Raw genomic sequence first — 24,584 nt, forward strand, 5'->3', positions numbered from 1 at the left:
GGCTCACCCAGCCTTTTCGGGTTCGTTTGTGGTGCCGGTTTCTGGCATTTTGGGTGTCAGCGGCAATTTTGCGTCTCTGTCCATCACTCCCCGGATCCGGGCCAGCGTATCAGCGTCCAGCCGGGCCCAGTTTGCCGCGCATTGCAGAACCGTCCGACCGAGTGTGCTTTCTCCAAGGCCCGTGAGCGCTGCTCCCAAAGCGTTGAGCGCAGCCTTGTTGCCGGGATCCATAACGACCGCGGCAAAGGCGTGGGCCAAGGCGCGGCCAAGCTCCCCAAGCTTGCGGCTCACGACACTCAGACGAACCAGATGGCTTGCGTCGCCAGGAGCCTTTCGGTGCGCTGTGTCAAAGGCGCGATAGGCATCTTCAAATGCCCCATTCAGCTGGAAGGCCTCCCCAAGGATTTTCCAAGCCACGGGATTGGCGGGGTCCAGCCGGGTGGCCTCTTCCGCAAGGCCACGGGCTTCGGGGCCGCGCCGGCGGCGGATCAACAGGTCCGCAAGACCGGTCAGGGCTGGTGCGTAGGACCGGTCGATGGCAAGCGCTTTGCGAAAGGCGGCGATGGCGGCGGACGCCTGTGGATCGTGCGCGCGTGTCTCCGCATAAAGGGTCAATGCGGGAACGCTGTCGGGGATCAAGGCAGCAAGCTGGGTCGCAGGCGCTTGCGCGGCTTCGGCACGGCCTTGTTTCAGACGCACGGAGGCCAAACCGTAGAGAGCGTTGTGGTTGTTCGGCGCGACCTGAAGAACGTGCTCGAAATTCGTTTCGGCGTTGCCCAGATCACCAAGGAGCAATTGGCAGTTTCCGAGGTTGGCCCGGGCACCGATGTGATCCGGATCGACGAAGACGATCCGGCGCAGCTGGGAAACGGCCTCGTCCAGATGCCCATTGCGCAACAGGGCCGTGGCCGCCCGATAGGCGATGTCCATATTCTCCGGGTCGAGATCCAGCGCATCCAGATAGGCCCCGAGCGCGGCCTCGCATTGTCCCGCCTGTTCGAGTGAGAGGGCTTTTTCAAACACCGGGCGGGCGTCAGGCTTCATGAGGGATCCCATCGACTCGGGTGCGACCGAGCCGAATCATATGCCGGGACGGACCGCAACTGCCTCATATTTATGGAGGTTTGGGAAACGCGTACAAGTTGGAACGGGAGCCCGGGGTGAAGCTCTTGTGGGCAGTTTTTCGCCGGCTTGGAAAACCAAGGGCTTACTGGCGGCTTGCCGGTCCCGGCGATGGTGGCGCTTTGCCGCGAAAAACTTTGTTTGTGGCCGAATAGTGGTTCAATTCACCCGTCGAAGAGGATAGAAGCGCGCCATGACACATCATCACGACCGCCTACTCATTATTGACTTCGGATCGCAGGTGACGCAGCTGATCGCGCGGCGCCTGCGCGAACTGAACGTTTATTGTGAAATCCATCCGTTCCAGAACGTGACCGATGCGTTCCTGGCCGGATTTACGCCGAAAGCCGTGATCTTTTCGGGTGGCCCGGATTCGGTGACGCGCGACGGCTCGCCGCGTCCGCCGGAGAGCGTCTATAACCTCGGCGTCCCGATCCTCGGGATCTGCTATGGCCAGCAAGTGATGATGCAGCAGCTGGGCGGCGAGGTGCATGGCGGCAAGATTTCCGGCGGTGGCGGGACGGCCGAATTCGGCCGAGCATATGTGACGCCTGCCGGATCCGATCTGTCGATCTTGAAAGGCTGGTTCGAGGGCGGCAAGGAGCAAGTCTGGATGAGTCATGGCGATCATGTCGCCAAACTTGCCCCGGGTTTCGAGGTCTTCGGCACCTCGCCGAACGCCCCTTATGCGATCACCGCGGATGTGAGCCGGAACTTCTATGCCGTTCAGTTTCATCCGGAAGTCCATCACACGCCCAACGGCAAGACGCTCTACGAGAATTTCATCAAGCTGGCGGGTTTTTCCGGCGACTGGACCATGGGCGCCTACAAGGACGATGCGATCGAGAAGATCCGTCAGCAGGTCGGCGACAAGAAGGTCATCTGCGGTCTGTCCGGTGGTGTCGACAGCTCTGTTGCCGCTGTCCTGATCCATGAAGCAATCGGCGATCAGCTCACCTGCGTGTTCGTCGACCACGGCCTGATGCGTCTGAACGAAGCAGATGAAGTCGTCTCCATGTTCCGGGACAACTACAACATTCCGCTCATTCACGCCGACGAAAGTGAATTGTTTCTCGGGGAACTCGATGGCCAGTCCGACCCGGAGACCAAGCGCAAGATCATCGGCCGTCTGTTTATCGACGTCTTTCAGAAGCATGCCAATGAGATCGAGGGCGCCGAGTTTCTGGCTCAGGGCACCCTCTATCCGGACGTGATCGAAAGCGTGAGTTTCTCCGGTGGCCCGTCGGTGACAATCAAGTCGCACCACAATGTCGGCGGCCTTCCGGAAAAGATGGGCCTCAAGCTTGTCGAGCCGCTGCGCGAGCTTTTCAAGGACGAAGTGCGGGCACTTGGCCGGGAGCTTGGCCTTCCGGAGAGTTTCATTGGCCGGCATCCGTTTCCTGGACCGGGGCTGGCCATCCGCTGCCCGGGCGAGATCACCCGCGACAAGCTCGAAATCCTGCGGAAAGCGGATGCGGTCTATATCGACCAGATCCGGAAACACGGTCTCTATGACGAGATCTGGCAGGCATTCGTGGCCATTTTGCCGGTGCGCACTGTCGGCGTCATGGGCGATGGGCGAACCTATGACTATGCCTGCGCGCTGCGCGCCGTCACTTCGGTGGACGGCATGACAGCGGATTACTATCCGTTCAGCCATGAGTTTTTGAGCGAGACCGCGACCCGGATCATCAACGAGGTCGAAGGGATCAACCGCGTGACTTATGACATCACGTCCAAGCCTCCGGGCACGATCGAGTGGGAATGATCCGGTTTTGTTGAGGTGAAGCGGAGCCGGGGCAAACCGCCCGGAAATGTGGATCGGCGTTTGGATTTTCTGTAACCTCTTGACCCGGCCAATGTATGATTCTAGCCCGGCGCGGCTTCATGCCGGGGCGCTCTGCTTGGGTTGAGGCCCCGGTGGTAAACCGGAGAGTTTTTCGGAAGAACCGGCCGCGGTGGCCCGGGGCGCAGAAAAGGGGGGGGGAGCATGAAGTCCTACTACCGGCATCTGCAAAGCACGCTCACCTTCGGTGAAGACATGCCGGCCGACTATCGGCCGACCATGCGCAGCAGCGCCGCGTTTCCCTTGCGGTTCGAGGCGGATACGATCGACACGGAAGTAACCTTCATGGGTTACTGGCTGTTGAAACGGCAAATGAAAGAGGTCGGCATCGTGCTCACGGTGCGGGACGATCAGGGCCGAAAGCTGCATGTGCAACACCTCGTTGTCTCCAGTCCGAAAGCCTATGTCTGGCGGGCTTCCGCCTTGGCCGGGACCGGCAAGATCGGCCGGGTGTTCTTAGGGTCGGTCGAGGTTGAAGTGTTTTCCACCCGGGACATGGTCTATCCGTATCCGGCGATCACCTTTTCCTTTATTTCGCCGATGGGGCGCGCCTTTGTCCACACTTGTGGTCGGATCTACAATGATTTGGAGGATTTGCGCGAGAATGACGAAGTCACCGTGCCCGAGGCCGGGTTCGATCTGATCCCCGACGATGGATATGAACCATTTTTTTCTTTCGTGAATGGCCCGCTCGACCAGAGCGGATCTGAGATCGAGCTGGAATTCGTCAACCAGGCGGGGCAGTCCTTGGTGATCCCGCGCCGGCTTGGCAGTTTGCCGCCTTATGGAACCGCCTGGATACGCGCTTTTTCTTCGGACCAAGAGCGGGAGCATTTGGGCAGTGGTTTTGGAACGGTCAAAGTCCGCCATGACTTGAAAGGTTTCTTTCCGCGCCTTGTGGCCGGCAATGAGCATATCGGCCCAAAAGCGCTTTCTCTCACGCACAGTTATTACGACACGAGCAGCGAAACGGGCGCCGTGACCTACTGGTCAAACAGCCATCCCGACGCCTTTCACGATGCGGTGATGCCGGTCGCCGTACCGGCTGTGTTTGAGCGCGTGGAGATCGTCATTTACCCGATCTATCCCAGATCGGGCGTATGTCTGCATTTCGACTTTTACCGGCCGGACGGAACGTTTCTGTTTCGCGACCAAACGCCGAGAAGTCTGGCCGAAGGACCGCGCCTTCAGTATGTCAATTGCCGCGCGATAGCGGATGCGCACGGTTATGCGGGCGCAGACCTTCTTTGCAGGGTGATCGTCGAAGGCAGGGGCAAATGCCCCGCACGGCTGAAGTTCGGGATCAACTACGGCAACCGCGGCCGTATTGACATGCCAAGCAATATTTGCAGCAGCGCGTCCATGGCAAATCCGAAATTCATGGGTAAACCCGGGACCTTCAAATGGTGTTCGATCTTCGAACCGGACAACGAACTTATTTATCTGACAAACACCGGGTTTCCCAAGGGCAGTCTCGAGGCGGCCAATGCGCGGGTGCGGCTGTGGCGCCACGCGGACGATACGTCAATCGAATGGGACATCACCGTGCCCTGGAACGGGGTTCTTGAAGTGTTGGGAGACCGGAAAACGGAAATCTCGCAGTTCCTCGGCGGAGAGGTGGGCTGGATGACCTTCACCAGCGACAATCCGTTCCTCAACGGGTTCTATATAACCGATCATGGTCATGGCCTTGTCGGCGCCGATCACATTTATTGACCTAGAACGTCTCCGGCCCGCCTGGCGTCGTTGCTCGCCGTCAATCGCGGGGCCGGATCAGCGGGTGTTCAACCGGAGGCGATGGAGGTCGGGCCGCGTCTCATGAGAGGAACCGGTCCGTGGCGAGGCTGAAGAGGGCGCGGATTGGAAGGGGCTTGGCGCCGCAAGCTGTTGAGAAAAATTTTGTCGGCACCGCGGTCTGTCTGTCCTTAGATCCCTCGTGAATAACACCGGATCGCGGCGGCTGGGCCCTTGCCCTCCAACTGGGATTCGAACACATAATTGGCGCGACGGCTTTATTTTCTCCAGTTCAATTTACAATAAGTCACGGCGAAGCGCGGAGTGGGTTGTGGAAACACCATCTAATCTTGAGATCTACGATCAGTTTCTGGCGCAAACCACTCCGGATCGCCTGCAAAAAATATTGGCCCGCTACGAGCTGTTCAAGATGACCATGGATGTGCCCGGCGACATAGTCGAGTGCGGTGTGTTCAAGGGGTCGGGCTTCTTCACTTTCGCCAAATTGATCCGTCTGTTCCGGCCGAATGACAGTCACAGGTTGGTGGGGTTTGATTTTTTCGAAACCAGCCGGGACATGGATTTCCGGTATGACATCGACAAGACCGTTTTGGACGACCATGGCTCAGGATGGACAAGCCGAGACGAGATCATCCAGACCTGTGGCCGCTGGGGGCAGACCAATGTGCTGCTTTATGCCGGCAACGCCGCCGAGACGACCGCGCAATATGCCAAAGAGCAACTGGGTGCGCGCATTTCGCTCCTCTACATCGATGTCGACAATTATGAAGGGGCTCTGGGCATTTTGAACAACCTTTACGATCTTGTCCCAAGAGGGGGCATTATCGCGCTGGATGAGTATGGGCTACGCGGATATGGGGAATCGGACGCCGTGGACGAGTTCTTTCGGGAACGCGACGTCCGGCTCAAGGCCTTTCCCTGGGCAAACACCCCGTCAGCCTATCTCGTGAAGTGACCGAAGCGTCGATTGCGCGCGGATCGTGTCGATGGGTCGCGGATGGTCCCGGGGACCATATCGCGCTAGGTAATCCCTTGATTTGTCCGTTGCTGTGACCCGATTGTTGTGAAAGGGAGCCATGGCGGGGCGACATTGGCCTCCGCCACAGCCGCGTCCTGTGCGATCCGCAGGGCGTTCAGCGGCTTGCCTTGAAACAAATGGCCTGCGCCATTTTCCCAGGCATCGGGCTCGGCTATATCCTTGTCGCCGTTCTGTGAAAGACGAGGGCTTCTGTCGATTACCGGAACCCCGCCATTGTGCCGTCCGGCCCGGCGTTGCAAGTTGAGCGTAGGCAAATATGAGATTCGGACGGGTGGGTTTCCGGGGGCGGCTTCATGACCTATGACGAGATGAATAGGTTGTTCGATGAGCTTTGGCCGATCGCGCGGTCGATCACCGGGCCCGGCATCGCGTCTTCCCTGGGCATTTTGCAAAAGCACATTCCGCTCATCGTGCACGAGGTTCCAACCGGCGAGCCCGTCTTCGACTGGATTGTCCCGCCAGAATGGAAATTGAATATCGCCACCCTTCATACCGAAGACGGCGAGCAGATCCTCAGCACGGAAGATTCGAACCTTCATGTCCTGAACTTCTCCGAACCCTTTTCGGGCCTCGTCGATTTTGAAGAACTCGACAGCCATCTTCATTCCGATCCATCGCTGCCTGAAGCCACCCCCTATGTCACCAGCTATTACGTCCGGCGATGGGGCCTTTGTCTTCCACACACCCAGCGCACCAAACTGAAACGCGACATCCGGTACCGTGTGAACATCGATACGGAAATCTTCGACGGTCATCTGCGGTACGGTGAGGCCGTCTTGCCGGGGCAAACGGATGAAACGGTCCTGCTGTCTTCGTATCTCTGCCACCCCAGCATGGCGAACAATGAACTGTCCGGTCCGCTGGCGCTCGTCGCGCTCTATCACAAATTGCTGGCGCAGACCGACAGGCACTACACGTACCGCTTTCTGATCATCCCGGAGACCATTGGTTCGATCACTTTTCTAGCCAGGTCTTCGCGGGCCGAACTGGACAAGATCAAGGCGGGGATCGTGTTGACATGCCTGGGTGGGGCGTCGCCGGCGATTTCGTTCAAGCACTCGCGCAGGCATTGGCTTGGGCAGGTCTCACAGATTGACGCTCTGGCGGAGGCCTTTTGCCGCTATGACGCGCACAACTTCACGGCACGGCCCTTTACCCCCATCAACGGCAGCGATGAACGCCAATTCTGTTCGCCGGCGATCAATCTGCCGGTCATTCAGGCGGCGCGCACGGTTTACGGCGGCTATGACCAGTACCATACCAGCTTCGACACCAAGGATATGATGCGCATCAGCTCGGTTATGGACTCGGTCGAAAAGATCAGGCTGGTTCTGAAGGCCTTCGATCTCAACCGATCGCCGCTTACGTCGGAAATCGGAGGCGGCGAACCGATGCTGGGAAGGCGGAACCTTTATCCGACGATGAACAGCTCGCAGATAAGGAACATGTCGGCGGACGGCTTTTCCGATCACCGCTCGCAACTCAACCTCATGCTTGAGGTCTTGTCGTTGATCGACGGAACGCGGAAGATCCTCGAAATCGTCGAGTTTCTGGGCAAGCCCATCGGCGCAGTTGTCCCGATCGTCGAAACCTTGATGGAGGATGGAATGGTGAGGATCTCGGGGTGAGCATCTGCCTGATTACTGGAAGCCATCCGCGGCATCTGTTCCTGGCCCGCGAACTGATACGGACCGGAACGGTCTGTGCGTGGATCATGGAAGAACGCGAGGCTTTTGTGCCCGAGCCGCCGCCGGGATTGGCACCCGATCTCGCCGGTTTGTTCAACCATCATTTTGCGGAAAGGGACCGGATCGAGCAGTTGGTGTTCACAAGGGCGGGTGGTCCCGACAAAACACCGGATTTCGTCGTGGGGACGTCCGGGCTCAATGACCCGGAAACCATCGCCTTTGCGAGGAATTCCGGCCCCCAACTGGTGGTGAGTTACGGTTGCTCCAAGCTGTCGGAGGGTTTTCTCCGCACGGTGGGGTGCCGGTTCTGGAATGTGCATGGCGGGCTTTCGCCCGACTATCGCGGCGTGGCGACGCATTTCTGGCCGAGCTACTTCCTTGAGCCCCAAATGACGGGTGTGACGCTGCATGAGACAACTGATTTCCTCGACAGTGGTGCATTGATCCTCACCACGAGCGCGCCCATGACCCGCGGCGACAGCTTGCACAGGCTGGCGGCCCGGAACATCGAGCATTTCGCTGAGGTCTTTTGCCGGTCTGTCCGGGGATTGGACTTCGCCAGCCTGCCCGACGGCAAACCCCAGAAGAAATACGGCAAGGCCTTTCTGTCGGGTGATTGGCGGCCGGAACATCTCCGGTTGATCTATGAGGTCCATGACGACCGGATCGTCGACCACGTGCTGGACGGAAAGCTGACGGGCAGGGTGCCGCGGCTGATGTCGGTGCTCGACTGAAGACGCGGGGGCAGGCCGGGCCGGCACCGGTGGATGAAAACCTTTCTCAAGAGCGAGTGGATTTAAACAGATGTCGACTGGCGACCGCCCCACCCGAACCGATCAGGCAAGTAACGCGCCTGTCGCTGCCACATATGCGACCGACCAGGAAACCTTTTGGGCCGGTGAATTTGGCGATGACTATATCTCGCGAAATCAGTCCGATGTGTTTTTTCACCGCAAGGTTGCGGTTTGGGCACGCATGCTCGGGTCGGCGCACGGCGTCGGGTCGATCATGGAATTCGGGTGCAATATCGGACTGAACCTGCTGGCCATCCACAAGCTGACACCGTCCGTCACGCTCCATGCCCATGAGATCAACGCCACCGCCGCAAAACGCGCCGCCGAACTGGGCATTGCCTCGATCCACCGGGGCAGCATTCTGGAACCGATGAAGGGCGAGCCCGTTGACCTGACATTCACCTCCGGAGTGCTGATCCACATCGCACCCGATCAGCTGGACAAGGTGTATACAAACCTCGTCCGGATGAGCCGTCGTTATGTGCTGGTCGCCGAGTACTATAATCCAACACCGGTGACGGTGCCCTACCGGGGCCACGAGGATCGGCTGTTCAAGCGCGACTTCGCTGGCGATCTGATCGACGGTTACGGCCTGAAACTGGTGGACTACGGCTTCGTCTATCATCGGGACAACATGGCGCCGCTCGACGATTCCACTTGGTTCCTGCTGGAAAAATAAGGCGCGCCTGTTCTGCCGGACCGGTGAGGACCGTAGACCTTCCGGGCCGCGCGTTTGCAAAGCGGACGCGGAACGCGCGGTGTCCTAACTGAAATGGGGCTTCACAAGCGTGACAACCCCGTCCGCCACGAATTGAACGGACAAGGCGGCGAGCAACACCCCAAGCAGCCGGGTAATCACAAGCTGGGCGGTGTCGCCGAGCCGCCGTTCGATCTGGTCGGCCAGGAGAAACGCCCCGAGACAACTGATCAGGATGATGACAATGACGCCGCCCAGGCCAGCATAGGCAACCGTGTCCGGCGCCTGGCTGGACAACAGGATAATGGCCGAAATAGCCGCTGGTCCCGCGATGAGGGGGATTGCCAGAGGAAACACCGCGAGCTCATAGATGGTTCCATGGTGCGCTTCCACCGATTCGACAGCTTTTTCAGCCGTTTGGCTTTTGCGGGCCTGTCTTTTGCCGAATACCATCTCAAGAGCGATTACGAACAACAAGATCCCGCCGGCGATCCGGAAAGCCGACACCGAGATGCCGAGAACATTCAGGACGGTTTGCCCGGTGGCATAGAAGACCAGCAGGATGGCCGCACCCGTTATGGTCGCGCGCACGGCAATCTTGCGCCGGTCAGACGCCGACATGCCCGCCGTCAGTGCCAAAAACATCGGGGCCAGACCGACCGGATCGATCGTCACGAACAGGGTTGCAAACGCGTTGATGAAATAGTCGGTCATGGTCCCGTTCCGCTCCCCGAACTGCTATGTCCGGACATGTTCTACCCGGCTTTTGAAGGCGGCATAACAGGTCAAGGCCCGCCGCTTCAAAACTGCTGGTGGATATTATTTTAAGATATTGAAATTAATGCATTATTGAGGTCTGAATTCCCGGGTGAAAATTTGGTTCTCAGGCCGGAATCGTCTATAAGGTTGAAACAACAACAACAGTGACATGAGAACAATCCTTGGCTGATCAGGACAACAGCACTCCGGCCGGTGGCAGGCATTCGGATATCAAGCCGATTTCGATCGTCGATGAAATGAAAGCAAGCTACCTCGATTACGCGATGAGCGTGATCGTGAGTCGCGCCTTGCCTGATGTGCGCGATGGCCTCAAACCCGTCCACCGGCGCATTCTCTATTCGATGAATGAAAACGGCTACGAGTGGAACAAGCCGTACCGCAAGTCGGCCCGTGTGGTTGGGGACGTGATCGGTAAGTATCACCCGCATGGCGACAGCGCGATTTACGAGGCGCTGGTGCGCATGGCGCAGCCCTTTTCCTTGCGGCTGCCGCTGATCGACGGGCAGGGCAATTTTGGTTCGGTTGACGGCGACCCGGCCGCGGCCATGCGCTACACCGAGTGCCGGCTTGAGAAGGTGGCCCATAAGCTTCTGGACGATATCGATAAGGATACCGTCGATTTTCAGGACAACTACGATAACTCCGAAACAGAGCCGGTCGTTCTGCCGGCCAAGTTTCCGAACCTTCTGGTCAATGGCGCGGGCGGCATCGCCGTGGGCATGGCGACCAACATCCCGCCCCACAATCTGGGCGAAATGATCGACGCGGCCATCGCGATCATGGAAAATCCGGGCATGACGGTTCAGGAGCTTCTGGAGATCGTGCCTGGTCCGGATTTCCCGACCGGTGCCATGATCCTCGGACGGTCCGGCATCCGCTCCGCTTATGAAACGGGTCGTGGCTCGGTGGTGATGCGGGCCAAGGTCGAGGTTGAAGAGGTCCGCAAGGATCGCAACGCTCTGATCGTCACCGAGATCCCTTATCAGGTCAACAAGTCGACCATGATCGAGAAGATCGCGGAACTGGTCCGTGAGAAGCGGGTGGAGGGGATCTCCGATATCCGGGACGAGAGCGACCGCTCGGGCATGCGGGTTGTCATCGAGTTGAAGCGGGATGCGGTGCCGGATGTGGTCTTGAACCAGCTTTACCGCTTCTCCCAGCTCCAAACGTCGTTCGGCTGCAACATGGTGGCCTTGAACGGCGGTAAGCCCGAGCAAATGAACTTGCCGGACATGCTCAAGGCATTTGTCAGCTTTCGGGAAGAAGTTGTTCAAAGAAGAACGAAATTTCTTTTGAAGAAAGCCCGGGACCGGGCTCATATCCTGGTCGGTCTGGGCATTGCTGTCGCCAATATTGACGAGGTGATCCATCTGATCCGCACAGCGCCGGATCCGGCGACGGCCCGGGCAGAGCTCATGGAGCGGGATTGGCCGGCCAAGGATGTGGAGCCCCTGATCAAGCTGATCGACGATCCCCGCCACATGGTTCTGGCCGATGGAACCTACAAGCTCTCCGAGGAACAGGCTCGCGCCATTCTGGATTTGCGCCTGCAGCGCCTGACGGCTCTCGGACGGGACGAGATCGCGGACGAGCTCAACAAGATCGGCGGCGAAATTGCCAACTTCCTCGAAATCCTGCGGTCGCGCGCCCGCATTCAGGAAATCGTGCGCAACGAAATGCTGGAGATCAAGGACGAGTTTGCGACGCCGCGCCGGACAGAAATCGTGGACGGCGGCGCCGACCTTGAAGACGAAGATCTCATCCAGCGCGAGGACATGGTCGTGACCGTGTCGCACAACGGGTACATCAAACGGGTTCCGCTCGCGACCTATCGTGCCCAGCGCCGTGGAGGCAAGGGCCGCTCCGGCATGGCCACGAAGGACGAGGATTTCGTTACGCGGCTGTTCGTTGCCAATACGCACACCCCTGTGCTGTTCTTTTCCTCGCGCGGCATCTGCTACAAGATGAAGGTCTGGCGTTTGCCGCTTGGCGGGCCGACGTCGCGTGGAAAGGCATTGGTCAACATGCTGCCGCTCCAGCAGGGCGAGTGGATCACCTCGATCATGCCTCTGCCCGAGAACGAGGACAGCTGGGCCAATCTCGATGTCATGTTCGCCACGGTGCGCGGCACCGTGCGGCGGAACAAGTTGTCCGATTTCGTTCAGATCAACCGGAATGGCAAGATTGCCATGAAACTCGACGAGGGCGACGGCATCGTCGGTGTGGACACCTGTTCCGAACATGACGATGTCATGCTCACAACCGCCACCGGGCAGTGCATCCGCTTCCCCGTCAACGATGTCCGTGTCTTTGCCGGGCGCAATTCCGTCGGGGTTCGGGGCATCAAGCTCGCCGATGGCGACAGCGTCATTTCCATGCAGATCCTGCATCACCTCGACGCCAGCGCCGAAGAGCGGGCCGCCTTCCTCAAATACTCCCGGGCGCTGCGCGGGGAAACGGAAGAGAACGGTGGCGGTCAGGACGAGGAGTTGGTCGACGCCGGTCCCCTGAGCCAGGAACGTTATGCGGAAATGAGCGCCGCCGAGCAAATCATTCTGACGATCTCGGAAAATGGCTACGGCAAGCGAACCTCCTCGTTCGAGTACCGCGTGACCGGGCGTGGCGGAAAGGGGATCACCGCCATGGCCGTGAACGACCGGAATGGCAACCTGATCGCCTCGTTCCCGGTGGAGGACAACGATCAGATCATGCTGGTCACAAATGGCGGCCAACTGATCCGCTGCCCTGTCGAGGGCATCCGGATTGCCGGCCGGGCGACCCAAGGGGTGATCGTCTTCAAGACCGCCAAGGATGAAAAGGTGGTCGCTGTTGAGGGGATCTCCGAGGTCGACGATGAGGACGGCGACGAGAACGGGCAGGGTGACGCGGAGCCCATTGCCGGCGGACCCGATGACCCCGACCAAGGAACCATTGGCGAAGCTTCCGATGACCAAGCTCCGGAGACCGACAGCTGAGGCCGGTCACCGCTCTATAGATCAGAAAAAAACGGCCGGGCATCCTATCGCCCGGCCTTTTTGTGAGTTGGGGACTTTGGTGCTCGCGTGCGATTTCAATGCGATGCCTGAACCCGTGTCAGGATTGTCTCGTTGGCAAGGCCGGACGGATGCTCAACCGTGACGTAACCGACGCTGCGGATTCTGGTTGCTCCCGAAAGGGCGGCCGCGCAGGTCGCATCCCACGCACCCCAGGCTTGCCCCTGGCAGGCACTCGGACCGCGATCGCCCTTGGCCGCCATCGATGCGGCTTCAACCGGGGAAACCGCGTTGCTGGACTGCGCCTCGCCGAATGTCAGCAACGCCGCGATTGTGACCGCAAGAAAGCCGGTGATGAATATGGCGGCGAGTTGCCGGCCGATCAGTGAACCGGCGTGAGCGTTGCCGTTGCGGAATTTCGGTTGCCGATGGATACCACGCATAACCCTGCCTCCGTTTATTGGTGGCTATCAGTTTCCACTGTCAGGATCGAATATGGGGACGGAGCCGCCGGCATGCTGTGACGGGTGTCACACAAATTGGTGTCTCCCTGCGATCTGGGTGTTTGCAGCGGGTTGCCGCCAAAGGGGCGGGAAGGTATGCAAGAGCCTATGAACCACACTGCGCTTTATCCAGGGTCCTTCGATCCGATCACGAATGGCCACCTTGACATCCTTCACCAGTCCCTGGCTCTTGCCGACCGGGTGGTGGTTGCCATTGGCATTCATCCGGGGAAGGCGCCGCTCTTTTCGTTCGAGGAACGGGTGGAAATGATCCACACCGCGGCGCGCGAGGCCTTCGGTTCGCAAGATGCGGCGCGGATAGAGGTGATTGCCTTTTCCAATCTGGTGATCGAGACCGCCCGCCAGCATGGCGCGGCCTATCTGGTGCGCGGCCTGCGCGATGGAACCGATCTGGACTACGAGATGCAGATGGCGGGCATGAACGGGACCCTTGAGCCCAGTATCCGGACAGTCTTCCTGCCCGCGTCTCCCATGGTGCGGCACATCACGGCGACCTTGGTGCGGCAGATCGCCAAGATGGGGGGCGACATCACCGCGTTCGTGCCGCCCTCTGTCGTGCCAAGTCTTGTGGCCCTTGCGTCGGGCACACCCGCAACCGACCCGGGCAATTGATTCCCCAACATTGATGGAGTGACCATGTCACGTATCTTTAGAGTTGTTGCGTTGCTTGCCGCCATGGCATTCATGCCTGCGGTCGCCGGTGCCCAGTCTCCGGATCTGGAAAACACGCTTTATCTGGATTTGAAAGACGGCCGGGTCACCATCCAGCTCCGTCCCGATCTTGCTCCCAACCATGTCGAGCGCATCAAGAAGCTGGCGCGGAACGGCTTTTATGACGGGATCGTGTTTCACCGCGTCATCGATGGTTTCATGGCCCAGACCGGCGATCCGACCGGGACCGGCATGGGCGGGTCGGACGAGCCGGACCTTGCGGCCGAATTCTCGAACGAGCCGTTCCGCCGGGGCGTGCTGGGGATGGCACGCTCGCGCAGTCCGAACAGCGCCAATTCCCAGTTTTTCATCATGTATGCAGACGGCGATTGGCTGAATGGTCAATACACAGTGTTCGGCGAAGTGGTCGACGGCATGGAGCACGTGGACGCGATCACCAAGGGCGAACCCCCGGCAAACCCTGACAAGATCCTGAAAATGCAGGTTGCGGCCGACGCTGGTTGATTGGCGGTCCGCGCAGTTCCCCAAATATTTCCATCAAAAACGGAGGACATCATGTCCGAGATCAAAGATCCTGAAAACACCTTGCTCATGGAAACCACCCAGGGTTCGGTCATCATCGAGATGAGGCCGGACCTGGCCCCGAATCATGTGGCCCGCATCAAGGAACTCGTGCGGGAGGGGTTCTACGATGGCATCGTCTTTCACCGTGTGATCGAAGGCTTCATGGCGCAGACGGGCTGCCCGAATGGAACCGGCACGGGGGGCTCCGGCAAGAAACTGAAGGCCGAGTTCAACAAGGCGAACCACAAGCGCGGCGTCTGCTCCATGGCGCGCGCTCAGAACCCGGATTCGGGCGACAGCCAGTTCTTTATCTGCTTTGCTGACGCGTCTTTCCTCGACGGGCAATACACCGTGTGGGGCGAAGTGCTTGAAGGCATGGAGAATGTCGACAAGATCAAGCGCGGCGAACCGGTCGTCAATCCGGACAAGATCACATCTTTGAAAGTCGCCGCCGACGCGGCATGACTCGGGCCGGTTTCATCGGTCTGACTAGGCGCGGGCGGTTATCCGGCCGCGCCTTTTTCATCCGCGCCGCGTTTTTTCTCCCCGACTTTCGGAAAATGCTGCCGGCAGTTGGCTGACACGTAGAGACCAACCGGGAAACGCTCAAGAACCGTTTCCGAAAACTCCAGAGACTGGCGCTCTGTTGAACCCGCGGGAAAGCCGCTCAAGGTGGTGTTGTCAGCGAACGCATAGTCGACCCGGCCGGCAAGCAGCAGTTTGATGCCCTGTTGCACGGTTTCCACATCCACAAACTGGGCTCCAGCGGTTTCGATGGGTGCCAACAGGCCTCCGCTTGTGCGGGCGCGTAAAACCGCGATTTTCCGGTTTTTGAAATGTCCCAGATCTGTCCACAGAAAGGGACCGGGGATCTTGCGGCGCAAGAAACCGACATCGATTGCCCGGTTGCTGACTTGGATAAAATGACCGATTTCCGCTGGTGGCGGGTAGAGACTCGCGCACCATGCATCCGACCGCACCATAACTTGAGCCCTTGCGGGAGGAACAAAGACGGGCACAAGCGTCAAATCCAGTGCTTGGTCTGCCAGCCATTGCCTGATTTCAGCAAAAACCGTTCCTCCGTCCGCTCTTGTGGCGGTCGTAAAGGGTGGGTATTCGACGGCGATCACCTCGACAGACTGCGCGTGCGCGCATGCGGGCCAAGCGAAGGCAATGAGGCAGAACCAGAGCACTGTCAGTCTCATGTAATCTCCAATTTGCTTGCTCGCCGGAGCAGCGCGGCCGGAAATGGTTATATCACGCTACGGCAAAGCGGCCCGTTCGGTTTTCCATGCAGGTTAACCAAGCGGAAGTCTGTGTTTGAGTTGACCCGGCGCAAGCCCTTGGATATGGACCCAGCGATCCCTCCGGATGCACAGCGCCGTCCGGACAGGCCAGTTTCCCCAAAAGGACCGTAGCCACCATCATGCGCGTAGATGATTTTGATTTTGAGTTGCCGAACGAACGGATCGCTTTGCGGCCGGCACGTCCGCGTGATTCCGCCCGCATGCTTGTCGTGCGGCCGGGTAGCGCGCAGGAGCTTTCAGACCTTGGTGTGCGCGACCTGCCCGGTCTTCTTCATCCCGGAGACGCCTTGGTGTTCAACGACACGCGGGTGATCCCGGCGCAACTGGAAGGGCACCGTTTTCGGGACGGGGTGAGCGCAAAGATCGGCACAACCTTGCATATGCGCACCGGACCTGATCGCTGGAAGGCTTTCGTGCGGCCGGCCAAGAAGCTGCAACAAGGGGACGAGATCGTTTACTCTTCGCAGGACGTGACCTTGACCGCAAGGGTCGCCGAAAAAGGGGATGGCGGCGAGGTTTTGCTCGCGTTCGACCAAACCGGACCCGCGCTCGACGAGGCCATTGCCGCGGTCGGGCATGTGCCCTTGCCGCCATATATCGCGCAAAAACGGGGGGAAGACGAACAGGACAAGCAGGATTACCAGACCATGTTCGCCGAGAAGGACGGAGCCGTCGCCGCGCCGACCGCGGGCTTGCACTTCACACCGGAGCTTCTCAGGGCCCTGGAAGAGCGTGGGATCGAACAACACCGGGTGACGCTACATGTCGGCGCCGGGACTTTTCTGCCTGTGAAGGCCGACGACACCGATGATCACAAGATGCATGCCGAATGGGGCGAGATCTCGCGGGAAACGGCGGATGCCCTTCGCGCCGTCAAGGCGCGCGGCAACAAGGTCGTGAGTGTCGGCACGACATCATTGCGGATCCTGGAGAGCGCCGCGCAGGGCGGGCAGGGTATTCAGCCGTTTCGGGGCGAAACGGCCATATTCATCACGCCCGGCTACCGTTTCCAGGCCATCGACGCGCTGATGACCAACTTCCATCTGCCGCGTTCGACCCTGTTCATGCTGGTGTCGGCCCTGTCCGACCTGGATGTCATGCGCCGCGCGTATCAGCACGCGATTGACGGGGAATATCGCTTTTACAGCTATGGCGATGCCTCGTTGCTTTTCCCTGCCACGGCTGGCGACCAAGGATTGACGCATGGCGGCTGAGACAAAAGCCTTTTCCTTTGAGCTTTTGAACACCGATGGCATGGCGCGGCGCGGACGGATCACCACGCCCCATGGTACGGTTGAAACGCCGGCCTTCATGCCCGTTGGAACTCAAGGCACGGTCAAAGCGATGTATCCGGGGCAAGTGCGCGACCTGGGGGCCGAGGTTGTGCTGGGAAACACCTATCACCTGATGCTGCGCCCCGGGGCGGAGCGGGTGGCCCGGCTTGGCGGCCTTCACACCTTCATGAATTGGCCGCACACGATCCTGACCGACAGTGGCGGGTTTCAGGTCATGTCGCTGGCGCAGCTGCGCAAGCTCGACGAAGAGGGTGTGCGGTTCCAGAGCCATGTGGATGGGCAGAAATACCACCTGACACCCGAACGGTCCGTCGAGATCCAGGGACTACTGGGATCCGACATTCAGATGCAGCTCGATGAATGCATCAAGCTGCCCGCCGAGCCCGACGATGTCAAACGGGCCATGGAGCTGTCTGTTCGATGGGCCGAGCGATCCCGGCGCCAGTTCGAGGATATGAACGGACCGGCGAAAGGGCAGGGCCTTTATGGGATCGTTCAGGGCGGAGACGTGCCCGACCTGCGTTTGAAATCGGTTGAAGCGCTTCTGCAGATCCCATTCGAGGGCTATTCGGTCGGCGGCCTCGCCGTTGGCGAGCCTCAGGAGGTCATGCTCAAGATGCTGGAGGTGACCACACCCGCGATGGCGGCGGATAAACCCCGCTACCTCATGGGTGTGGGGACGCCGGATGACTTGCTTGAAAGCGTCAAGCGCGGGATCGACCAGTTTGATTGCGTGATGCCAACCCGGGCGGGGCGCCACGGTCTGGCCTACACCCGTTTCGGCAAGGTCAATCTGAAGAACGCGCGTCACGCGGAAGATCCGCGCCCTCTCGATGCGCAAAGCGCGTGTGAGGCGGCCAATACCTATTCGCGTGCCTACCTGCATCATCTGGTTCGCACCGGCGAGGCGCTTGCGTCGATGCTGCTCACCTGGAACAACCTCGCCTATTACCAGACACTGATGGCCGGAATGCGGGCGGCCATCGAAAATGGCTCGTTCGAGGACTTCTACCAGGAAACCAAGGCCAACTGGGCACGCGGCGATATAGCCGCCCTTTAGGCACCCGGACCAGCGTTGGCTTCTTCCGGAACTTTACGCTGAAAAACCGGGGTCCTTGGTCAGATAACAGCCGGATATCCGCCATGTTCCGTCGGGCTGTTTCTCGAAGCTGTAGATCGCCCGCCATGTCTGGCCCTTGGGTCCCGTCACATAAACCTCCTGAACCGGACCATGCGGTGTCGCCTTGGATTGTCCGAAGATGACGTTGCTGGGCCGATAGACGGGCGCATATCCGTTCTTGACCATCTGGATGAAGACATCGGGGGTCTGGAACTGTTGTTGCAGGCGCGGCGCGGCATGGGAAAAGGCCCGCACGGCGTCGCCACTTTGAAATGCATTCATCTGATCGCGGATTATGGACTGGAATGCGCCGCTGTCGATTTCCTGCGCCATCACGGGGCGCGGTCCAACCGTGGCATCGATGACGGCGAAACTGCCGAATGTCAGCACGGCGGACAGGACGAACGCCCGAAAGACATGAAAGATCCGCATAACTGGCCTCCTTTTCCAGAGCTCCCGAAAGTGTACGACGGAGCGAGGGAAAAGGACCTAGCGAATCTCAGGAAAGATGAATGCCCGGTTTCATCATAACCGCCAGAGAGTGACCCCGGGGGGCGTTTCCTCCCTCGGCATGCGGGCCGGCAGATCGGCAACCAGGCCGCGCCCGCCGCGCAGCAGGGGCGTCACGTTTGCCCAGGCGTCGCCACGCTCGAAAAACACGTCGTGCGGCACGGCCAAAATCACGGCATCGGAGCCGTAAAGCTCTGACAGGGAAGCGAGTTCTAGGCCATATTCGGCACGGGTTTCCTCCGGATCGGCCAGCGGATCATGCACGCGGATGTCTGCTCCGAAGTCTCGAAGTTCCCGGACGAGATCGATCACTTTCGAATTCCGGGTATCGGGCACATTCGCCTTGTAAGTCACACCGAGAATGGCGATTCGGGGCGGCATGGGACCGCCGAGCTTCACGCATTTTTGAATGACCTTCCCCGCAACGAAAGCAGGCATGGCCTCGTTGGTTCCCCGTCCTGCGAGAATCACCTGAGGAGTCAGGCCGATTTCGTGTGCCTTGTGGGTCAGGTAGTAGGGATCGACGCCGATGCAGTGACCGCCGACAAGGCCGGGCTGAAACGGCAGGAAGTTCCACTTCGTGGCCGACCCCGTGAGCACGTCCCGCGTATCGATATCCATCGCATTGAACAGGATGGCCAGCTCATTCATCAACGCGATGTTCAGATCGCGCTGGGTGTTCTCGATGACTTTCGCCGCTTCCGCCACCTTGATCGACGGGGCCTTGTGAATGCCGGCGGACACCACCGATCCGTAGAGCGCCGCGAGCCGGTCTGTGCATGCCTTGGAACTTGCGGCGACAATCTTCGTGATTTCGCTGAACCCGCGCACGGTGTCGCCGGGATTGATCCGTTCGGGAGAATACCCGACCTCGAAATCCGCGCCGAAGGCAAGACCTGACCGCGCCGCCAGGATTGGCACGGCGATCTCCTCCGTTGCGCCAGGGAAGACCGTCGATTCGAAAACGACAACCGCGTCCTTGCCCAGGTGGTCACCGACCGTTTCGGCAGCATTCCTGAATGGTGTCAGATCGGGACGCTTTGCGGCATCGACCGGGGTTGGAACCGCGACAATGTAGATGTCCCGCCCGCGCAGATCGCTGGCAACGGACGACAGCCGCAAGTTGGACCGCGTCAGTTCGGCAGGCGTCACTGATCCGGTTCGATCGTCGCCAGACATGAGCGCCCGCACCCGCGCCTCGTTGATGTCGAACCCAAGGACGTCGTAGCCGGCTTTTGCGAAAGCGCAGGCGACGGGCAGGCCGACATAGCCAAGACCGACTATCGCCAGTCGCGGCAGAGAGGAAGGGGTCTGCATCATGAAGTACATCCTTGGCGGGAATCGCTCGGTGCCGGAGCATTAGCCGAAAAGATCTGCTGCAGGAACGGTCTTTGCGCCTCGGCCTTGGCAACGTTACGCACCCGCAGGTCCGCGGGTGCGGTGCCGGGTGCCAGCTGTCGGCGGCACCCGCAACAGTACAGAACCGTCAGCCGCCGGCTGGCCGGTCCGCCAGCATGGTGTGCAGCAGAGGCACAAGTTCCGCGGCAAGCTCCGGATTGTCCAGCGCATAGGCGATGTTGGCGCTCAAGAAACCGGCCTTCGATCCACAGTCATAGCTTTCGCCATCAAAGCGCAAGGATGCGAATGACTGGCTGCCCATCAGTTCGAGCATGCTGTCGGTCAGCTGGATCTCACCGCCAGCGCCGGTTTCGTGCCGTCCGAGAAGGTCGAAGATTTCCGGTTGGAGAATGTAGCGGCCGGTGATCATCAGGTTTGACGGCGCCGTGCCGGGTGCGGGCTTTTCGACCATGTTCGAGATACGGCTGGCCCGCTCGTTGATCGTCTCCGCCAACTCCACAATCCCGTATTGATGGGTCTGATCGTCCGGAACCTCTTCAACGGCGATGATGTTGCCGCCGTGGTCGTTATAGACCTCCACCATCTGCTTCAGGCAACTGACCTGAGACTTGATGATCACGTCAGGCAGAAGTACCGCGAAGGGTTCGGCGCCGATAATGTCACGGGCGCACCAGATCGCATGTCCCAGCCCGAGCGGATCCTGTTGCCGCGTAAAGCTTGTCGACCCGGCCGGTGGACGGATTTTCTCCAGGAGTTCGAGGGCCGCGCCCTTGTTGCGGCTCTTCAGTGTGTCTTCGAGTTCGTAGGCCCGGTCGAAGTGATCGGCGATCACCGTCTTGTTCCGGCCCGTGACGAATACGATATGCTCGATCCCGGCGGCCAGTGCTTCGTCGACCACGTATTGCACGATCGGCCGATCCACGATCGTGAGCATTTCCTTGGGAACCGCCTTTGTGGCGGGAAGGAAACGGGTGCCCAGTCCCGCAACGGGAAGGACAGCTTTACGAATGGGCTTGTGCATTTGGTATCCAAATTCTCCCTGTCGAACCGCGCCTGTCGCGTCGGACCCGGATCGCGGTCACTGACGCGGTGGTTAGCATGGTTTCGATGTCCTGACCAAGGCTCGTTTGGCCGGTCGCGAAAGTCCCGCCGTCCCGCGCCGCGACGGCTCCGGGGAACCGTGCCATTGTCCCGGTCGAAGAAGCTTCGGCGGTTGCGGGTCGTGACAAACCAAGATAAGGAACGCGCAGCTTCAAGCCCTTGCCGATGAGCGTTGTCCGCCATGTCACATGCCAATTCCGTCGTAGAGATCGGCTCCGTCCGCTTCTCCAATCGTCTCCCGTTCAGCCTGATCGCCGGGCCCTGTCAGTTGGAAAGCCGGGATCATGCGCTCGAATGCGCGGCGGCGATCAAGGAGATCGCCGGCGGATTGGGAATCCCGGTCGTCTTCAAGGCATCCTTCGACAAGGCGAACCGCACGTCGATTTCGGCAACACGCGGCGTCGGTTTGAGGGAGGCATTGCCGGTTTTCGCGGAAATCAAGGAAAGCCTCGGCCTTCCGACGCTGACCGACATCCACAATGCGGATCAATGCGCGCCGGTGGCCGAGGTGGTGGACGTGTTGCAGATCCCTGCCTTCCTCTGCCGCCAGACGGATTTGCTGGTTGCCGCGGCCCGGACCGGGGCGGTTATCAATGTCAAGAAGGGCCAGTTTCTTGCTCCCTGGGACATGAAAAACGTTCTTGGGAAAGTGGTTGAAAGCGGCAATCCGAATGTGCTTTTGACCGAGCGCGGGGCAAGCTTTGGATACAACACCCTAGTCAGTGACATGCGGGCTCTGCCGATCATGGCGGAGACGGGGGCGCCGGTGGTGTTCGATGCAACCCATTCCGTTCAACAGCCGGGCGGATTGGGCACCTCGTCGGGCGGCGACCGGCGCATGGTGGCGGTCTTGTCGCGGGCAGCGGTTGCGGTTGGGGTCGCCGGGCTTTTCATGGAAACGCACCCCGATCCAGACAACACCACATCCTCGGACGGCCCCAACATGATCCCGCTCAAGGACTTGCCGGCCCTTCTGGCGCAGTTGACGGCCCTCGATCGTGTAATCAAGACCGCACCCGAAGCGCCCTGATCGGCGATTGACCGATCTGCCGGGCACACCGTGTCCACCTTTGCCTGCCGCCCGACCGGCGCCGGCGCATGGATTCAACAAGGCTGGTTGGAACTGGAAACCGGCCGCAAGGAGTGAAGACCGATGACCGCAATAATCGACATCGTTGGCCGCGAAATCCTCGACAGTCGCGGGAACCCGACCGTGGAAGTGGACGTTTTTCTGGAAGACGGCTCCTTCGGCCGCGCTGCGGTTCCCTCTGGAGCCTCGACTGGCGCGCATGAGGCGGTGGAACTGCGCGATGGCGGGGACCGGTATCTGGGGAAGGGCGTCCAGCAAGCTGTTGACGCGGTCAATGGAGAGATCTTTGACACCATAGGCGGCCTGGAAGCGGAAGATCAGTTGAAGATCGACAGTGCCATGATCGATCTCGACGGTACGCACAACAAGGCCCGCCTTGGTGCGAATGCGATCCTCGGCGTGTCACTGGCGGTTGCCCGTGCGGCCGCGCAGGCCTCGGGACTGCCCCTTTACCGGTACGTTGGGGGCACCTCGGCCCGCACCTTGCCGGTGCCGATGATGAATATCATCAACGGTGGGGCCCATGCGGACAACCCGATCGACTTTCAGGAATTCATGATCATGCCGGTCGGGGCTGAAAGCCTGAAGCAGGCCGTGCAGATGGGCGCCGAGGTTTTCCATACGCTGAAAAAGGCTTTGAACGCGGCCGGCCACAACACCAACGTGGGTGACGAGGGCGGGTTCGCGCCGAACCTCGCATCGACCGACGAGGCCATCGGATTCGTCATGAAGGCGATCGAGACCGCCGGCTACACGCCGGGCGAGGACATTTTCCTGGCCCTGGATGCCGCCTCGACCGAGTTTTTCAAGAACGGCAAGTACGAACTGGCCGGGGAGGGCAAGTCTCTCGATCCGGAACAGATGGCCGGATACCTTGAAGATCTGGTCAAGCGCTATCCGATCATCTCCATTGAAGACGGTCTGGCGGAAGACGACTGGGCCGGCTGGAAGGCGGCGACCGATCTGTTCGGCAACAAGTGCCAGCTCGTTGGCGATGACCTGTTCGTGACCAATTCGGCCCGTTTGCGTCAGGGCATCAAGCAGGGCGTTGCCAACTCGATCCTGATCAAGGTCAACCAGATCGGAACCTTGTCTGAAACCCTCGATGCGGTCGAAACGGCGCACAAGGCAGCCTACACCGCGGTCATGTCGCACCGGTCCGGAGAAACGGAAGATGCGACCATAGCGGATCTTTCCGTTGCGACGAATTGCGGGCAGATCAAGACTGGATCGCTGGCGCGATCCGACCGGTTGGCGAAGTACAACCAGTTGATCCGGATCGAGGAAGAACTCGGCGGACAAGCGGTTTATGCGGGCCGGACCATCCTGCGCGGGTAACCATCCGACTTAAAGAAAGCCGGCCGGGGCTTCCGGCTGGCTTTCAGCCCGGTGACAAACCGTGTCCGTCCTCTTGAATGATCACGGCAATGCGCGGTGCGACACGGAATCGGAACGCAGCAGCTCATCGCGTTGATGCAAGGGTGGTTTCGTTGCTTCTCGATGCAAGATCGCTGCAGTCCGCTGTCCGAAAGAGCGGGACTTGCCGCCAAGAATAAAATCCGCGAATTGCCCTGGCCGGGTTTCTCTCACTGATCACACAATTCATGCCTGCTCGCCAGCCTTTGTGGCTTCCGCATGCATGATGGCCGCGGCAATGGTCTCCGGCTTTTCGGCACCGGCAACGGCGAACCGCCCGTCGATTATAAAAAAAGGTACTCCGGTCACGCCCATCTCATGGGCTTGGCCGATCTGTTTTTTTGTTTTTTCCAGATCGGAGTCCGTTTCAAGAAGCTGTTCGACAAGATCGGCCTCCATGCCGGCATCTTCCGCGATCTGCACAAGCGTCCCGGGTTGGGTCAGGTCTTCTCCGTCGATGAAGTAGGCTTTGAACAACCGTTCGACCACTTCGTTTTGCAATCCGTCGGCTTTGGACCACAGGATCAAACGGTGACTGTCGAGTGTGTTCGGAGAGGTCTGGATCCGGTCGAAGGCGAAGGGAATGCCCTCTTGTTTGCCGGCTTGGGAGATCTGGCTGTAGACCGCCTGCGCCCGCTCGCGTCCGCCAAACTTGTCGCTCAGATACTGGCTCCGGTCCTTGCCCTCCGCAGGAAGAGTGTCGTCCAGTTGGAACGGATGCCAGCGAACCTCGACCATCACATCGGGCACCGATTTCAATGCCGATTCCAGCCGGCGCTTACCGATATAGCACCAAGGGCACATGACATCCGAAATCACATCGATGGTCAACGGGGTCGAGGCGGTCATAAGGCAGTCCCTTTGAATCTGTCCAGGACAAGGATAACCGGAGTTCCTCGCAAGTGCCAGCGA

Annotated in this window: 22 protein-coding genes; 14 read left to right on the forward strand and 8 right to left on the reverse strand. The window is 59.8% G+C overall.

What is annotated here, in order from left to right:
• Positions 1 to 3: 3 nt before the first annotated feature.
• On the reverse strand, positions 4 to 1,044 hold the full coding sequence (locus F0184_RS07700; RefSeq protein ID WP_172972035.1) for a tetratricopeptide repeat protein: 1,041 nt from the start codon (positions 1,042 to 1,044) through the stop codon (positions 4 to 6).
• A gap of 271 nt (positions 1,045 to 1,315) precedes the next feature.
• Between F0184_RS07700 and guaA the strand changes: the two genes are divergently transcribed.
• From guaA to F0184_RS07730, 6 genes are all read left to right on the forward strand, one after another.
• Positions 1,316 to 2,890, forward strand: coding sequence for a glutamine-hydrolyzing GMP synthase (gene guaA / locus F0184_RS07705; protein ID WP_150495599.1), 1,575 nt, complete (start codon positions 1,316 to 1,318; stop codon positions 2,888 to 2,890).
• A 222-nt stretch (positions 2,891 to 3,112) separates the two neighbouring features.
• The gene (locus tag F0184_RS07710; protein ID WP_150495600.1) at positions 3,113 to 4,684 is read left to right on the forward strand and encodes a hypothetical protein; all 1,572 of its coding nucleotides are present in this window, start codon (positions 3,113 to 3,115) and stop codon (positions 4,682 to 4,684) included.
• 349 nt (positions 4,685 to 5,033) lie between these two features.
• Positions 5,034 to 5,678, forward strand: coding sequence for a TylF/MycF/NovP-related O-methyltransferase (locus F0184_RS07715; RefSeq protein WP_150495601.1), 645 nt, complete (start codon positions 5,034 to 5,036; stop codon positions 5,676 to 5,678).
• A gap of 377 nt (positions 5,679 to 6,055) precedes the next feature.
• Complete coding sequence (locus F0184_RS07720; protein WP_150495602.1) at positions 6,056 to 7,390, forward strand: DUF4910 domain-containing protein; 1,335 nt, start codon at positions 6,056 to 6,058, stop codon at positions 7,388 to 7,390.
• A complete protein-coding gene (locus F0184_RS07725) occupies positions 7,387 to 8,184 on the forward strand; it encodes a formyltransferase family protein (protein WP_150495603.1) in 798 nt (265 codons plus the stop codon). The genes F0184_RS07720 and F0184_RS07725 overlap by 4 nt, the downstream gene beginning before the upstream one ends.
• Before the next feature lie 70 nt (positions 8,185 to 8,254).
• A complete protein-coding gene (locus F0184_RS07730) occupies positions 8,255 to 8,923 on the forward strand; it encodes a pseudaminic acid biosynthesis-associated methylase (protein WP_150495604.1) in 669 nt (222 codons plus the stop codon).
• 84 nt (positions 8,924 to 9,007) lie between these two features.
• On the opposite strand, the gene F0184_RS07735 is transcribed toward F0184_RS07730, so the two are convergent.
• A complete protein-coding gene (locus tag F0184_RS07735; protein ID WP_150495605.1) occupies positions 9,008 to 9,655 on the reverse strand; it encodes a MarC family protein in 648 nt (215 codons plus the stop codon).
• A gap of 302 nt (positions 9,656 to 9,957) precedes the next feature.
• Between F0184_RS07735 and gyrA the strand changes: the two genes are divergently transcribed.
• On the forward strand, positions 9,958 to 12,696 hold the full coding sequence (gene gyrA / locus F0184_RS07740) for a DNA gyrase subunit A (RefSeq protein WP_208998391.1): 2,739 nt from the start codon (positions 9,958 to 9,960) through the stop codon (positions 12,694 to 12,696).
• Between the two features lie 95 nt (positions 12,697 to 12,791).
• Here gyrA and F0184_RS07745 read toward each other — a convergent pair whose 3' ends face one another.
• A complete protein-coding gene (locus F0184_RS07745; RefSeq protein WP_150495607.1) occupies positions 12,792 to 13,157 on the reverse strand; it encodes a hypothetical protein in 366 nt (121 codons plus the stop codon).
• Positions 13,158 to 13,325: 168 nt separating this feature from the next.
• Here F0184_RS07745 and coaD point away from each other — a divergent pair, with 168 nt between their 5' ends.
• Genes coaD through F0184_RS07760 form a run of 3 tightly spaced genes read left to right on the forward strand, consistent with a single transcriptional unit; the run spans position 13,326 to position 14,939 of the window.
• Positions 13,326 to 13,850, forward strand: coding sequence for a pantetheine-phosphate adenylyltransferase (gene coaD, locus F0184_RS07750; protein ID WP_150495608.1), 525 nt, complete (start codon positions 13,326 to 13,328; stop codon positions 13,848 to 13,850).
• A 24-nt stretch (positions 13,851 to 13,874) separates the two neighbouring features.
• Positions 13,875 to 14,414, forward strand: coding sequence for a peptidylprolyl isomerase (locus tag F0184_RS07755; RefSeq protein WP_150495609.1), 540 nt, complete (start codon positions 13,875 to 13,877; stop codon positions 14,412 to 14,414).
• 51 nt (positions 14,415 to 14,465) lie between these two features.
• Complete coding sequence (locus F0184_RS07760) at positions 14,466 to 14,939, forward strand: peptidylprolyl isomerase (protein ID WP_150495610.1); 474 nt, start codon at positions 14,466 to 14,468, stop codon at positions 14,937 to 14,939.
• Between the two features lie 38 nt (positions 14,940 to 14,977).
• On the opposite strand, the gene F0184_RS07765 is transcribed toward F0184_RS07760, so the two are convergent.
• Complete coding sequence (locus F0184_RS07765; RefSeq protein ID WP_150495611.1) at positions 14,978 to 15,679, reverse strand: substrate-binding periplasmic protein; 702 nt, start codon at positions 15,677 to 15,679, stop codon at positions 14,978 to 14,980.
• A 221-nt stretch (positions 15,680 to 15,900) separates the two neighbouring features.
• On the opposite strand from F0184_RS07765, the gene queA reads away from it, so the two are divergent.
• Complete coding sequence (gene queA / locus F0184_RS07770; RefSeq protein WP_150495612.1) at positions 15,901 to 16,995, forward strand: tRNA preQ1(34) S-adenosylmethionine ribosyltransferase-isomerase QueA; 1,095 nt, start codon at positions 15,901 to 15,903, stop codon at positions 16,993 to 16,995.
• Positions 16,985 to 18,136 carry a tRNA guanosine(34) transglycosylase Tgt gene (gene tgt, locus F0184_RS07775; protein ID WP_150495613.1) on the forward strand — a complete coding sequence of 384 codons (1,152 nt, stop codon included), beginning with the start codon at positions 16,985 to 16,987 and terminating at the stop codon, positions 18,134 to 18,136. Before queA ends, tgt begins: the two co-directional genes overlap by 11 nt.
• Positions 18,137 to 18,169: 33 nt before the next feature.
• Here tgt and F0184_RS07780 read toward each other — a convergent pair whose 3' ends face one another.
• From F0184_RS07780 to galU, 3 genes are all read right to left on the reverse strand, one after another.
• Positions 18,170 to 18,628 (reverse strand): DUF4864 domain-containing protein, encoded by a 459-nt coding sequence (locus F0184_RS07780; protein WP_208998376.1) that lies wholly within the window; start codon positions 18,626 to 18,628, stop codon positions 18,170 to 18,172.
• 93 nt (positions 18,629 to 18,721) lie between these two features.
• The gene (locus tag F0184_RS07785; protein WP_206668315.1) at positions 18,722 to 20,026 is read right to left on the reverse strand and encodes a nucleotide sugar dehydrogenase; all 1,305 of its coding nucleotides are present in this window, start codon (positions 20,024 to 20,026) and stop codon (positions 18,722 to 18,724) included.
• Between the two features lie 166 nt (positions 20,027 to 20,192).
• Positions 20,193 to 21,086 carry a UTP--glucose-1-phosphate uridylyltransferase GalU gene (galU, locus tag F0184_RS07790; protein WP_150495614.1) on the reverse strand — a complete coding sequence of 298 codons (894 nt, stop codon included), beginning with the start codon at positions 21,084 to 21,086 and terminating at the stop codon, positions 20,193 to 20,195.
• Between the two features lie 261 nt (positions 21,087 to 21,347).
• Here galU and kdsA point away from each other — a divergent pair, with 261 nt between their 5' ends.
• Both kdsA and eno read left to right on the forward strand, forming a co-directional pair.
• Positions 21,348 to 22,196 (forward strand): 3-deoxy-8-phosphooctulonate synthase, encoded by an 849-nt coding sequence (gene kdsA / locus F0184_RS07795; RefSeq protein WP_150495615.1) that lies wholly within the window; start codon positions 21,348 to 21,350, stop codon positions 22,194 to 22,196.
• A gap of 123 nt (positions 22,197 to 22,319) precedes the next feature.
• Positions 22,320 to 23,594 carry a phosphopyruvate hydratase gene (gene eno, locus F0184_RS07800; protein ID WP_150495616.1) on the forward strand — a complete coding sequence of 425 codons (1,275 nt, stop codon included), beginning with the start codon at positions 22,320 to 22,322 and terminating at the stop codon, positions 23,592 to 23,594.
• A 264-nt stretch (positions 23,595 to 23,858) separates the two neighbouring features.
• On the opposite strand, the gene F0184_RS07805 is transcribed toward eno, so the two are convergent.
• A complete protein-coding gene (locus F0184_RS07805; protein ID WP_150495617.1) occupies positions 23,859 to 24,521 on the reverse strand; it encodes a DsbA family oxidoreductase in 663 nt (220 codons plus the stop codon).
• Positions 24,522 to 24,584: the final 63 nt, after the last annotated feature.

Origin of the sequence: Roseibium aquae (genome assembly GCF_008711285.1) — a bacterium.
In the GTDB taxonomy this organism is placed as follows: Bacteria; Pseudomonadota; Alphaproteobacteria; order Rhizobiales; family Stappiaceae; genus Roseibium; species Roseibium aquae.

Bases quoted from the DNA above. Each gene is read 5' to 3' on its own strand.
- F0184_RS07730 (WP_150495604.1), top strand. From the start codon at position 8,255: ATGTCGACTGGCGACCGCCCCACCCGAACCGATCAGGCAAGTAACGCG.
- F0184_RS07785 (WP_206668315.1), bottom strand. From the start codon at position 20,026: ATGATGCAGACCCCTTCCTCTCTGCCGCGACTGGCGATAGTCGGTCTT.
- F0184_RS07735 (WP_150495605.1), bottom strand. From the start codon at position 9,655: ATGACCGACTATTTCATCAACGCGTTTGCAACCCTGTTCGTGACGATC.
- galU (WP_150495614.1), bottom strand. From the start codon at position 21,086: ATGCACAAGCCCATTCGTAAAGCTGTCCTTCCCGTTGCGGGACTGGGC.
- guaA (WP_150495599.1), top strand. From the start codon at position 1,316: ATGACACATCATCACGACCGCCTACTCATTATTGACTTCGGATCGCAG.
- F0184_RS07765 (WP_150495611.1), bottom strand. From the start codon at position 15,679: ATGAGACTGACAGTGCTCTGGTTCTGCCTCATTGCCTTCGCTTGGCCC.
- gyrA (WP_208998391.1), top strand. From the start codon at position 9,958: ATGAAAGCAAGCTACCTCGATTACGCGATGAGCGTGATCGTGAGTCGC.
- F0184_RS07760 (WP_150495610.1), top strand. From the start codon at position 14,466: ATGTCCGAGATCAAAGATCCTGAAAACACCTTGCTCATGGAAACCACC.
- F0184_RS07805 (WP_150495617.1), bottom strand. From the start codon at position 24,521: ATGACCGCCTCGACCCCGTTGACCATCGATGTGATTTCGGATGTCATG.
- F0184_RS07780 (WP_208998376.1), bottom strand. From the start codon at position 18,628: ATGCGGATCTTTCATGTCTTTCGGGCGTTCGTCCTGTCCGCCGTGCTG.
- queA (WP_150495612.1), top strand. From the start codon at position 15,901: ATGCGCGTAGATGATTTTGATTTTGAGTTGCCGAACGAACGGATCGCT.
- coaD (WP_150495608.1), top strand. From the start codon at position 13,326: ATGAACCACACTGCGCTTTATCCAGGGTCCTTCGATCCGATCACGAAT.
- F0184_RS07755 (WP_150495609.1), top strand. From the start codon at position 13,875: ATGTCACGTATCTTTAGAGTTGTTGCGTTGCTTGCCGCCATGGCATTC.
- F0184_RS07720 (WP_150495602.1), top strand. From the start codon at position 6,056: ATGACCTATGACGAGATGAATAGGTTGTTCGATGAGCTTTGGCCGATC.
- kdsA (WP_150495615.1), top strand. From the start codon at position 21,348: ATGTCACATGCCAATTCCGTCGTAGAGATCGGCTCCGTCCGCTTCTCC.
- eno (WP_150495616.1), top strand. From the start codon at position 22,320: ATGACCGCAATAATCGACATCGTTGGCCGCGAAATCCTCGACAGTCGC.
- F0184_RS07700 (WP_172972035.1), bottom strand. From the start codon at position 1,044: ATGAAGCCTGACGCCCGCCCGGTGTTTGAAAAAGCCCTCTCACTCGAA.
- F0184_RS07745 (WP_150495607.1), bottom strand. From the start codon at position 13,157: ATGCGTGGTATCCATCGGCAACCGAAATTCCGCAACGGCAACGCTCAC.
- F0184_RS07710 (WP_150495600.1), top strand. From the start codon at position 3,113: ATGAAGTCCTACTACCGGCATCTGCAAAGCACGCTCACCTTCGGTGAA.
- tgt (WP_150495613.1), top strand. From the start codon at position 16,985: ATGGCGGCTGAGACAAAAGCCTTTTCCTTTGAGCTTTTGAACACCGAT.